9 protein-coding genes are annotated in these 12,441 nt (G+C 39.6%); 5 read left to right on the forward strand and 4 right to left on the reverse strand.

Features of this window, described 5'->3' with window-relative positions; translation table 11 throughout:
- Positions 1–15: 15 nt before the first annotated feature.
- Together serC and EZJ28_RS04105 are read right to left on the reverse strand one after the other, a co-directional pair.
- Positions 16–1,080 carry a 3-phosphoserine/phosphohydroxythreonine transaminase gene (gene serC / locus EZJ28_RS04100; protein WP_131395221.1) on the reverse strand — a complete coding sequence of 355 codons (1,065 nt, stop codon included), beginning with the start codon at positions 1,078–1,080 and terminating at the stop codon, positions 16–18.
- Between the two features lie 74 nt (positions 1,081–1,154).
- A complete protein-coding gene (locus tag EZJ28_RS04105; RefSeq protein ID WP_131395224.1) occupies positions 1,155–2,213 on the reverse strand; it encodes an acyl-CoA reductase in 1,059 nt (352 codons plus the stop codon).
- Between the two features lie 140 nt (positions 2,214–2,353).
- Between EZJ28_RS04105 and EZJ28_RS04110 the strand changes: the two genes are divergently transcribed.
- On the forward strand, positions 2,354–2,704 hold the full coding sequence (locus EZJ28_RS04110) for a 4Fe-4S dicluster domain-containing protein (RefSeq protein WP_131395226.1): 351 nt from the start codon (positions 2,354–2,356) through the stop codon (positions 2,702–2,704).
- A gap of 78 nt (positions 2,705–2,782) precedes the next feature.
- Here the strand turns inward: EZJ28_RS04110 and EZJ28_RS04115 are convergent, their stop codons facing one another.
- On the reverse strand, positions 2,783–4,063 hold the full coding sequence (locus EZJ28_RS04115; RefSeq protein WP_131395228.1) for a carboxypeptidase-like regulatory domain-containing protein: 1,281 nt from the start codon (positions 4,061–4,063) through the stop codon (positions 2,783–2,785).
- Positions 4,064–4,240: 177 nt separating this feature from the next.
- Here EZJ28_RS04115 and EZJ28_RS04120 point away from each other — a divergent pair, with 177 nt between their 5' ends.
- From EZJ28_RS04120 to EZJ28_RS04130, 3 genes are all read left to right on the forward strand, one after another.
- Positions 4,241–5,515, forward strand: a complete 1,275-nt coding sequence (locus EZJ28_RS04120) for a serine hydrolase (RefSeq protein WP_131395230.1) — start codon at positions 4,241–4,243, stop codon at positions 5,513–5,515.
- 7 nt (positions 5,516–5,522) lie between these two features.
- Positions 5,523–6,254 carry a class I SAM-dependent methyltransferase gene (locus EZJ28_RS04125; protein WP_131395232.1) on the forward strand — a complete coding sequence of 244 codons (732 nt, stop codon included), beginning with the start codon at positions 5,523–5,525 and terminating at the stop codon, positions 6,252–6,254.
- A 133-nt stretch (positions 6,255–6,387) separates the two neighbouring features.
- Positions 6,388–7,581, forward strand: a complete 1,194-nt coding sequence (locus tag EZJ28_RS04130) for a hypothetical protein (protein WP_131395234.1) — start codon at positions 6,388–6,390, stop codon at positions 7,579–7,581.
- Here EZJ28_RS04130 and treS read toward each other — a convergent pair whose 3' ends face one another.
- Positions 7,582–10,896 carry a maltose alpha-D-glucosyltransferase gene (treS, locus tag EZJ28_RS04135; protein WP_131395236.1) on the reverse strand — a complete coding sequence of 1,105 codons (3,315 nt, stop codon included), beginning with the start codon at positions 10,894–10,896 and terminating at the stop codon, positions 7,582–7,584. It lies immediately after the preceding gene.
- 212 nt (positions 10,897–11,108) lie between these two features.
- On the opposite strand from treS, the gene ychF reads away from it, so the two are divergent.
- The gene (gene ychF, locus EZJ28_RS04140; protein WP_131395238.1) at positions 11,109–12,203 is read left to right on the forward strand and encodes a redox-regulated ATPase YchF; all 1,095 of its coding nucleotides are present in this window, start codon (positions 11,109–11,111) and stop codon (positions 12,201–12,203) included.
- Positions 12,204–12,441: the final 238 nt, after the last annotated feature.

Raw genomic sequence — 12,441 nt, forward strand, 5'->3', positions numbered from 1 at the left:
GAAATGATATTTTATTTAAATTTTTCTTTCAAGTTCCTGCATCGCGTCTACTACCACCTGAACGCTTTCTATAGGAAGGGCGTTATACATTGAGGCCCTATAGCCTCCAACACTACGGTGACCATTAAGACCATTTACCCCGGCCTCCTTCCAGAGTTTGTCAAAAGTTTCCTTATGAGATTCGTCAGAGAGGTTAAAGGTAGCATTCATAGGAGAACGATCTTCCTTTGCAGCGAATCCTTTAAATAATGGATTGCGATCTATTTCGGCATATAAGAGTTCCGCTTTTTTATTATTAAGCTCTTCCATGGCTTTTATTCCACCTTTGGCCTTTATCCAGCGAAGAGTGAGTAGCGAAACATACACCGCATATACTGCCGGAGTATTAAACATGCTGTCCTTTCCAATATGGGTAGCGTAGCTCATCATTGAGGGTATATCTCTTGTAACCTTTCCAAGAATATTCTCTTTTATAACTACAAGAGTAGTACCGGCAGGACCCATGTTTTTCTGCGCCCCGGCATAAATAAGATCAAACTTTGAAAAATCCAGCTCCCTTGAAAAAATATCACTGCTCATATCACAAACCAGCGGCTTCGAAGTAGAAGGGAACTCTTTTATCTGTGTTCCGAATATAGTGTTGTTGCTGGTGCAGTGAAAATAATCGGCATCATTTGGAATGCTAAAGGATTTGGGTATATAGCTAAAGTTCTTGTCTTTTGAAGAAGCAACCTCTACAACTTCGCCAAATAGTTTGGCTTCCTTGATCGCTTTAGTAGACCAGGTCCCGGTATTAAGATAGGCGGCTTTTTTTTCAAGTAGGTTATAGGCGGTCATCAGAAACTGCGTGCTCGCACCTCCCTGAAGGAATAAGGCCTTATAGCCTTTATCCTGCAAATCAAGAAGTTCAAGAGCCAGGTTACGGGCTTCCTCCATTACCGAAACGAAGTCAGAACTGCGATGTGATATTTCCAGGATCGATAAACCAGAGCCGTTAAAATCCAGTATCGCCTGAGAGGCCTCTTTAAAAACTTCCTGAGGCAGGATACACGGACCGGCACTAAAATTATGTTTTTTCATAAAATAGTTGATTAAGTATTAACAAAGATGCTAAAAATGCCAGCAAATGCTGTTATCAAAATTATAATAGTGAATTATAAGCCTGAAAGGAATTCTATTGTGTCAATATTATCGGCATAATCCCACAATTGTGGTTTTTGAGTATGTCCAAATCTTACTTCGCCGGTTGTTGGAACATTTTTAACTATACACTGGATCCTCTCTATATTTTTTGCAAGATGTTTATTTAAAGTATCCTCATTTTTATAAGTTTCATAGAACAAGGTGGCTATGGGCGAACCAAAGCTTTTATCTTCTTTCAGAATAAGGAAACCATTTTCCAGTAGTCTGAACTCACTCATTAGATAAACCGCCTTATTATAATCATAATTATTAGCATACTTATCCCTGTGAATTATAGGATTCCAGTCGTAAATCGCTTTGAAGAACTTATCAAAATCATAGTTTTCCGGAACGTATAACTTGGAAACATTTCGACAGCCCAGACCATAATACCTGAAAATATCCTCTCCAAGTTCAGCCAGCTCCTCCTGTGTCTCATCACCCGTAAGGATGGCAACCGAGTTACGATTCTTTCTTATGATACAGGGTTTATCCTTGAAATAATATTCAAAATACCGGGCCGTATTATCGCTTCCCGTCGCAATAACCGCATCAAATTCTTCTAGTTTATCCTTGGTAAATCTAATTCGATCTTCGTAACGACTGTCCAGCTTCATAAGATATTGTGCTATTACGGGTAATATATGCTGGTCGTTGGAGGATTGCTTCACCAATACATTATGGCCTGCTACGAGTACCGAAATAAAATCATGGAATCCTACTAAAGGAATATTTCCCGCCATCACAATGCCAACCGTTTTACCACCACTGTGTGAAAGGTCATATTCAGCAAGCCACAACTTAAGGTTTTCTTCCTTTAGGGCTTCACTCCATTGCTGTAGCGAAAACACTACATTTTCTCTAGTAAACCAACCATTGTGATGTACGGCGTTATCAATTTTTTCTTCCATAAGGGAAAACAACCGATCATTTGCCGGCAGAGATTTATCCTTAACCGATTCTACAATCTTGAATTGTTTGAGGAATTTTCCAAGTTTTACCAGATGCGATTTGTGATCATCTATTGTCATTGTGGTATTTGGTTATGAGTGGTGCGCATGTTAAATTTGTGCGCGAAATTAAAGTTTCCGAAGCTTAAAACCATAAATTTTATCAAAAGCTGCCGGTCTTTTTTCGATAAGTTTATAAATTTACAAATAAAAGAAGAGCTATGGCAATTGTAATAACAGATGAATGTATTAACTGCGGAGCCTGCGAACCCGAATGTCCAAACACCGCAATTTATGAGGGGGCAGACGATTGGCGATATGCAGATGGAACCGATCTTGAAGGAGAAATAGTACTCCCTAATGGTAAAGAGGCCGATGCAAGTGAAGCCCAGGAACCTATTAGTGATGAGATCTATTATATAGTTCCAGATAAGTGTACGGAATGTAAAGGATTTCATGAAGAGCCTCAGTGTGCGGCGGTATGCCCTGTGGACTGCTGTGTTCCAGACGATGATCATGTAGAAAGTGAAGAGGAACTACTTGCGAAACAGCGTTTTATGCACAACGAATAATAGAGAAAATCCTCATTCTCATATTCTGGAAATTAATATAGAAATCAAAAAGCCCCGCATGGAAGCGGGGCTTTGTTTTTACTCATTCTTCATTTTTCGTTTAATCTTATCAATCGCATTCTGAATGGATTTCTCGGGTTCAATTATATTATTGCTTCCCCAGAACTCTGTATCATAAAAACCCGATACATCATCTACCATTACAATATTAGGATTAATAAGGTCTACAGATTTCTTCCAGTCGTCGCTTGCATACGATTCCCAGTCGGTGACAACCATTTCACTGTTTATCTTGTAACGTGAGTTAAATATTTTTCTTTTCCAGTTCACTACATAATCCATCTGCGCCTTACCATAGGCATAATGCCATTTTCCATTATTTTGTGCATAGTCTACCTGGTAATTTAGTTCTACCGGATATACTTTTGCGCCGCTGGGTTTTTTCTTTACGAACATCTTAGCTGCCTTACTCCTGTCGTCTACATTAAGACTATAATTGGCTTTTACCAGGGTAGAAGTTTCGGCATCTATAAAAAGTTTACCATAGTACCAGGGATCAGATTCATCCAATTCCTTAAAATCTACCACGTAAGTGAAACGATCGTTGATCTTGGTTGGCTCGTCAAAAGTAAAATTGTAACTCTCAACCATTTCTGGTCTCAGAACATATTCCGTATATTTCATCATATCCAGGTAAAGCGTATTGAAAGGACCTCCTCTGAGTTTTACTGCAACCGTGTCCAGCTTATCATAATCGGTGCTTTTTCTTGCCTTGTATATAGAGACCAGGTCTCTCTTTGAGGAATTATACGGGCTTTTGAAGATCTTAACCACCGCTTCGGAAAGACTAACGTTACTCCACCCTTTTTTGATAGTTTCCCGATAAAAGGAAGTCATTAGGCTTTGGTCCGAAAGATAATTTTCGTCTTTCTTTGCGAGCATTTCCTCTACCAGTAATCTCGGATTCGTAGCCTTGTACAGGTTTATTTCTGCAAGCTCCTGTACGGTTTCTTCCAGCTCAATTCTTGTGCCTTCAGATTTAAAATATGTAAGAGGCAGAGTTTTGCTTTGAAAGCCGAGTACCGAAACAGTTACTGTAGCTTCAATCAGGTCCTCAGGAACCTTTAGTGAGAATTCACCGTCAGAATTCGTGATGGTGGAAATATTACTGTTGTTCAGTGCCAGGTAGGCCGAAGAAATCGGTCGCCCGTTATTCGCGTTAACCACTTCTCCTTTATATTCCACATATTTAATATCGGAAGGCTGGAAAGCGAAACTTTGAGCCCCAATAAATAAAAAGCTTACAAAAAGAATAAGATTATTGGTTAGGCCATTAAAAAATGCTTTGGGATTTCTCATGACAGAATTAATTTAAGTTTAACTGAATTTATACAATATAATCAATTTCAGGCTTATATTGATGTGAAATGACTTGATTTTGATGTAAACGATTGCTAAATTTTAATTAATTGTTTAGATGAGATTAAAATTCCTTAATTTGAAGTAATCTTTTAAAAATCAAATACCAAAGTTTTTATGAAATTCAAATTCAGCCTGCTCATCTGTATTTTACTGTTTCTGCAACTTACCGCCCAGACACCTGTTCTAACTATCGGTTCACCTGACGAAGTAGGGATTTCCTCTGAAAGACTTGAGAGGATCGATAAAATGCTACATAGTTCAATAGAAGATGAACAAATCCCCGGCGTGGTAGCACTTATCGCCAGAGATGGAAAAATAGTCTATCATAAGGCTTTTGGTTCTGCAGATGCTGGTGGTAAAGAACTGAAAAAAGATGATATTTTCAGAATAGCTTCGCAGACAAAGGCAATTACCGCTACAGCTGTAATGATGCTTTGGGAAGAGGGCAAATTCAGACTGGACGATCCTGTATCCAAATACATTCCGGAATTCAAGGATATGGGTGTTCTGGAAACTTTCAGTGAAAATGATTCTACATTCACTGTAGAATCAGCCAAAAAAGAGATTAGCATTAGGCATTTGCTTACTCATACCTCTGGAATTGGATACGGAATGATAGATGGCGATGACAGGTTTAGAAAAATATATGTAAAAAATGATATCATAGACGCCTTTACCACAAAGGACATAGACCTCAAAAAGAATATCACTAAACTGGCTCAGATGCCTTTACATCATACTCCTGGTGAAAAGTTCACCTATTCTGAAGGCCTGGATGTGTTGGGATATTTAGTGGAAATAATTTCTGGGAAGTCGTTTGACCAGTTTTTGAAGGAAAGGATTTTTGATCCACTGGAGATGAATGATACTCATTTCTACTTGCCAGCTTCTAAAAACGAAAGATTAGTAAAAGTACAGATGAAGAAAGATGGTGAATGGAAGAATTTTCCCGAAAATGAGTATTATGATCCTGAATACCCTATCCGAGGAGCTAAAGCTTATTTTTCCGGAGGTGCGGGTCTATCAAGTACAGCAAGTGATTACGCCAAATTCTTACAAATGTATCTCAATGGGGGCAGTTTTAATGGTAATATGCTATTGAGCCCCATGACAGTGGAAGTTATTATGAGTAATCACACGGAAGATTTGTTTAAAAGCCCAGGCAAATATTATGGTCTGGCTTTTGGAATAGTGTCCGAAAGGGGAGAGGATATAGGTGGAATGGGTAGTGAGGGAACCTTTAACTGGGGTGGTTATTTCAATACTCAGTATTTCGCCGATCCGGTAACTAATGTCATCGGGATCCTTTTGAAGCAGACCCAGGGAACAAGAGAGGATGAAACCGGCTGGAAGTTCAGGCAAATGGTTTTTGCCAGCCTAATAGAATAAATTAATTTTGAAAGATAACTTTTCTTCACAGGCAGAAGAATACTACAGATTTCGTCCTAAATATCCTGGTGGAGTCTATGATTTTATGACGACCAGGCTCAAATGCTTTGATAATGCTTGGGACTGTGGAACAGGGAATGGACAGGTGGCAGTGGAGCTTTCAAAATTCTTTACATCTATAGAGGCTACCGATATTAGTTCCAAACAATTGAAGAACGCCGTACTAAGGCAAAATATCAACTACTCCATTCAGCCTGCGGAAAAAACTGATTTTCCAGATGATCATTTTGACCTTATAATAACCGCACAGGCCATTCACTGGTTCGATTTTGATAATTTTTATGCTGAAGTAAAAAGATGTCTAAAGCCCGACGGTCTGTTTGCCATTCTGGGATACGGCTTGTTCTCCAGTAATCCGGTGACCAATCAGATAATTGATCATTTTTATAACAATATCCTGGGGCCCTTTTGGGACCCCGAAAGAAAATACCTGGAGGAGCATTACAGGAATATACCTTTTCCTTTTCTTGAACTTTCTACGCCTCATTTTCAGCAGAAGTATGAATGGAATATAGATCACTTACTGGGGTATTTACGAACCTGGTCTGCTGTAATGCATTACTCGCGACAAAAACACTCCGATCCCGTTAGCTTAATAGAGAAAGACCTCAGGAAGGCATTCGGAAAAAAGAATGAGGTGATTTTCCCCATTCTATTCAGATTAGGAAGGCTTACTTAAATATTTATTAAATCTGCGGAGCTCCTATTATACAAAAGCCGGGGATTCTTACTTTTGGCATTACCATGCCAGGTGGCATAAAATATGATGCTTTATCACACGTTAAATAAATTACACTAAAAACCAGTATGTTATGAAGAACATCCTCTTCGTTGTTTTGGCCGTTCTTTCAGGCCTTAGTTCCGCTGCCCAGATATTACCTGATAATCAAAACGCCAGTGTGACCGAACAGGTACTTAAGGAGCTGAATCGTGAACGAAGCCTCTTAAGTCAGAATTTAGAGTTCAGGATAAAGGAGATCGATTCCAAGATAAATTCTCTGGACGAAAGTATTCAGAATACCAATTCTGCATCAGAGAAAGTAGAAAAACTATTAGAGCGGGTAAAATATCTGGAGGAGCGCCAGGAGGAGATAGATAAGAATACGATTAGTGTTTATAAGTATAATTACAGTTCTGCTGTATTGAACCTGGCTTCCATGGAGAGAGAGATAAAGCCCCTCAATCTCTTTAATTCTTCCCGCGAGTTCTATTCTACTCTTGATGCTGTGAGCAACCCTATGAATTATGAAGGTTACCAGGAGTGGTTTGGGAAGTTCAAACAGTATATAGCTGAAGAAAAAGAAGATGACGCCCGGTTAGAAGCATTGAACCATATGTTGGAAGTAACCGGAGATCTTGCCAAAGGCACACCATTTACCGGAATGTTTGCAGGAAGTTTATTTGACGGAATCAGTCAGTTCATAGGTTCTTTAAATCGTCGTGATAGGGAACTGCGGGAACAGAGTATGAAAATGCTTAAGCTTACCACCTCGATATCTCAGTTCACTCACGACAAGGACCTGATTGAAACCGAATGGGAAGCGATCAATAAAAGTCTGAATGAACTTAAAGAGCTTCAGAATAAGGCTATGGAGGATAATCTGGTAGAGATCCTGGGAATTTCTCAAAAGGATTTTACAGAAAAATTCACCAATGAAACCGATGCCAAAAAGAGAACACAATATATACTTGATATCTCTAAGATAGCCGAAAACAAGATCGTAGAAGAACGAAAGAGCAATCCCGAGAACTGGAAACAGGAATATCATGACCAGATGCTGACAGTTCAGAACCTTAAGATCAGGTTTGGGATGCTTACTTTCAGAATCCTGGAAAACCTTGATAAATACGAAAAACTCATTCAGAAATATCAGAACGATCCATTCCTGAAAGATGAAATGAGGAATCTGAAGTTAAAATTGGATCTGGTACGAAACAGTTTTGAGTCCACTTTCAATCCACAGGAATACATCAAGGCCTCCAACGAAATGTATATCGTAGAATAATCAGGTTTTATTATAATGCTCTATAACAGCTTTAATTCCACGAATTGGGATAATGATCCATTCAGGGCGGTTTTGTATCTCAAAATTAAGTTCGTATAGGGCTTTTTCCAAAAGAAAAGTATTCATGAGAATCTTAAAGTCCTCAGGGTCTTTTGGAACAAAATCGCTGTTCCCGGCATTCTCCAAATAAGCTTTAATATATAATCGGCTTATATAATAATGCCAGGTTTCTGCCCATTCTTCAAGATTCCCTTCCTTACGCTGCTGGGCGTATTCAGCAGACAGTATATTGCTATAGGCTGCATAATGAAGGGATCTTATCATTGCCGCCAGGTCACGCATGGCTGAGCGTCTTATTCTTCGTTCACTAAAGGACTTTGAAGGATCTCCTTCAAAACTGTTCATGATATATTCCCGGCCTGTCCATAATATCTGTTTTAAATGATAATCACCATGGGTGCGTATCTTCATCACAGAGATCTTGTGATGATAGATATTCCGGAAACATTTCAGGATTTCCTGTTTTAAACCAATAACTTCCCTGGCTTCTTCGCGCACATCTTCAGGAAGATCCTGAAGTACCGATTTCAGTTTTTCCAGACTGGTTCTTGTGAGGGTCTGAAGGCCCGAGTAGAGTGACCTCTGGTAATGCAGGGAAGATTCCTCTTTATCGAAATCCCTATCCGCAGAATTTTGCGACAGGGATTTATGTAGTTCTGCAGTGAACTCTCCTAGTTGATACATCCTTTCGGGTAAAATTATACCCAGCAACTCCTGCACTGGCTCTGGAAAATCTTCATACGCCAGGCCGTTAAGGATATTGTTGGAGGACCTTTCAAATTCCACACTCTTAGTTGTAGTGAGAACATTCTCAAAAAACCTGTCAAGTGAATCTTTCACATGCTCCCATACCTCCCCTTGATTTTCCACTACATGCTGCAGCATAGCAAAAATATAGGGTTTACCAGATTTATGAGTGAAGCTGATGGCTCCCGCGTATTTCGAGATCCTGGTAAAGCTGGTTTTTGTTGAAAGGAACCTGATGGTTTCAACATCAGGATTAAAGCTCGTATCCAGTCTTCTGTAGAGTTTTAAAAGGAACTGGTTATCGTAAGTGATAAGGGTTTGCCTGTGTTCCGTATTCACGAGTTCTGAGCGGGGGTGCTCTGCCAGTTCTTTAAGAGCCTTTTTTTCTAAAGAGAAATCCATTTCACCTGAAGTAGATTTTGTTCTCTTTGATTTGCGAAAGCCTTCGAGCAAATGATCACGAAAATCCTCGGCGTAGACAGAATCAAATAAATATCCTTTCTTGTTAGATATCATTAATTCGGCTATAATACCTCTTTTGGGAATTTCATTGAGGACCTTTTCATTCTCTTCGGTAACAAAAGATACCGGCAGCTGATAGAGTTCTGGTAAACCTTCATTATAAATTACCTCCAGAATCAGGATTCGAGTAGGCAGTCCTTCGATCTTAAGTTCTACCCATTCTTTTATTGAAATTTCCTGTAGTATTCTACCTGCGCTTTCAAACCATCGCCGGTTATTAAGGTAGGGAGGTAAGATTTGAGCAGAGAGTTTCTGCAATGTTCTGTTTTTAAGAAGATTTCCCCATTTATCAATTTTAAGAACAGGAATCTTGCTTTCTCCTTTTACCCGTTCTCTCTCTTCTTCGAGAACAAACCAGTAATATCCATAAGGAGAAAGGGTGAACAAATATGGGCGATCACTAATTTCTGGAAACCTGTTATGACTGAAAGCCTCTACGGGAGTATAACCTTTGAATTCTTCCAGATCCAGTTCAGCCGGCTGAGAGAATCTGGAAAGGTTTGCCAGAACAAGAATCTGCTCATCATCGTAGGAGCGTGTAAATGCCAGAATCTTTGAATTGGAAGGGGCGAGAAATTCAATATTCCCACGCCCAAATGCCCTGAACTTCTTTCGCATCCCTATGATCCTTTTCATCCACCATAACAGGGAAGATGAGATCATTTGCTGGGTCTCTACATTAATGGATTCATATTTATATTCGGGATCTATTATTAACGGCAGATAAAGTTTATGCGGATTAGCTGCAGAGAATCCGGCGTTTCGGTCTGCAGTCCACTGCATAGGTGTTCTTACGCCATCCCGATCTCCAAGGTAGAAGTTGTCTCCCATCCCGATCTCATCACCGTAATAGATAATTGGAGTTCCGGGAAGGGAAAACAATAGAACGTTCATTAGTTCTATCTTACTTCTGTTATTATCAAGTAACGGAGCAAGACGATGCCTTATCCCTACATTTATCTTTGCCTGTGGATCTTTGGTGTAGACCTTATACATATAATCTCTTTCCTCATCTGTTACCATTTCCAGAGTGAGTTCATCATGATTTCTTAAAAAGATCCCCCACTGGCAGTTTTCGGGTATTTCGGGAGTTTGATCTATGATATCAATAATAGGATAGCGGTCTTCCATCTTCACTGCCATGAACATCCGGGGCATAATAGGGAAATGATAGTTCATATGGCATTCATCCCCGTCACCAAAATATGCAGCTGAATCTTCCGGCCACATATTAGCTTCGGCGAGTAGAAGCTTATCATCATAGTTCTTATCTACATGCGCTCTCAGTTTTTTCAGAAAAGTATGTGTTTCTGGAAGGTTTTCACAATTGGTACCATCCCTTTCAAATAAATAAGGAATGGCATCCAGCCTGAATCCATCCACACCCATTTTACACCAGTAATCCAGTACATCAAAAACCTCTTGCTGCACCTGGGGATTATCGAAGTTAAGATCTGGCTGATGGGAGAAGAACCTGTGCCAGTAATATGCCTGGGCTTCAGCATCCCAGCTCCAGTTGGAAGGTTCGGTATCAGTAAAAATGATTCGAGCGTCTTTGTATTTCTGAGGATCATCGCTCCATACGTAATAATTTCTTTCGGGAGAGCCTGGCGGAGCCTTTCTGGCTTTCTGAAACCAGGGATGCTGGTCTGAGGTGTGATTAATAACCAGCTCGGTAATTACCTTTAGTCCTCTGTCATGAGCTTCTTTAATAAAACGCTTGAAATCCTCTACATTTCCGTAAGATGGGTTTATCGAATAATAGTCGGCGATGTCATAACCATCATCTTTTAATGGTGAGGGGTAGAAAGGAAGGAGCCAGATTGCGGTAACCCCAAGGTCTTCCAGATAATCCAGTTTCTGAAGAAGTCCCTGAAAATCCCCGATTCCATCTCCATTACTGTCAAAAAATGCTTTTATATGAAGTTCGTAAATGATAGCATCTTTATACCATTGATTTTCTTGGGGATTGGATTTTGAGGACATAAGGTACCTTTTAATTATAGTGATTCGTGTTCCAATTAAAATTATAAAATATGTTGGCCTCTTCAGTTAAAAAAATACTAAACAACAATCGCCCTTATTAGTATAATTGCCTGATAAATAAATTAATAAAGCTTGAATGACGCCAGGGTGAAATTCTCGATTCTTATACCTATCTTTGCAGCCGCAAAAAACAAGCATCAAAATTTTTATTTATGAAAGCCGGAATCGTAGGACTTCCTAATGTTGGAAAATCAACTCTTTTTAACTGCTTAAGTAACGCAAAAGCACAAAGTGCAAACTTTCCGTTTTGTACGATAGAGCCCAATGTTGGGGTGGTGAATGTACCCGATCCAAGGCTTACTAAACTTGGAGAGCTTGTAAAACCAGAAAGGGTTATTCCGGCGACTGTAGAGATCGTGGATATTGCCGGCCTTGTAAAAGGTGCCAGCAAGGGTGAAGGTTTGGGTAATCAGTTCCTTGGAAATATTCGCGAAACAGATGCTATTCTTCACGTATTAAGATGTTTCGAAAATGATAATATCGTGCACGTAGATGGTTCCATAGATCCGTTAAGGGATAAGGAAACCATCGATATGGAGCTTCAGCTAAAGGATCTTGAAACGGTGGAGAAAAAACTTGATAAGGTAAAACGTGCTGCCAAGACCGGGAATAAGGATGCTCAGAAGGAGGAAGCTGCATTATTAAAGGTGAAAAAAGGTCTTGAGGAAGGTAAATCTGTTCGGGCTATAGAGCTTGGAGAAGACGAAAGAAAGGAATTCATAAAACCTTTACAGTTCATTACCGATAAACCGGTTATGTATGTTTGTAATGTGAATGAGGATGCCGCTGTTGACGGCAATGAGCATGTAGAAAAGGTAAAAGAAGCGGTTAAGGATGAAAATGCTGAGGTATTAGTGCTTGCTGTAGGAACCGAAGCCGATATAACTGAGCTCGAAGATTATGAGGAACGCCAGATGTTCCTGCAGGATATTGGTCTTGATGAACCGGGTTCTGCAAAACTAATTCGGGGAGCTTATAAATTGCTGGACCTGCAAACTTACTTCACTGCGGGTGAAAAAGAAGTTCGTGCGTGGACTGTGAAAGTGGGAGCTTCTGCTCCACAGGCAGCAGGGGTTATCCACACAGACTTCGAAAAAGGCTTTATTCGTGCGGAGGTAATTGGCTATGATGATTACGTGAACTTTGGAAGTGAAGCCAAAGTAAAGGAAGCCGGAAAGATGAGAGTGGAAGGGAAGGATTATATCGTGAAGGATGGCGATGTAATGCATTTCCGTTTTAACGTCTAGGGAAATTAGAATTTGGAAATACGAAGTTCTTTGGATTTTTATTTTTCTTAAACATTCATACAGATTCCAGAATATGGTGCTTTAATTTCTTTCAGGATAAGGTGAATTCGTATTTATCATAATTTCTATCAAGGTTGACTTTTAGGCTTTCGTCCTTCATACTTCTACCTTTGTATTTCTTAATTAACATTTCTTCCTAAATCTTTGTTAATTAAATTAGGCTGGAATTATTTCAGTT

The sequence above is a fragment of the Gramella sp. KN1008 genome (assembly GCF_004332155.1).
In the GTDB taxonomy this organism is placed as follows: Bacteria; Bacteroidota; Bacteroidia; order Flavobacteriales; family Flavobacteriaceae; genus Christiangramia.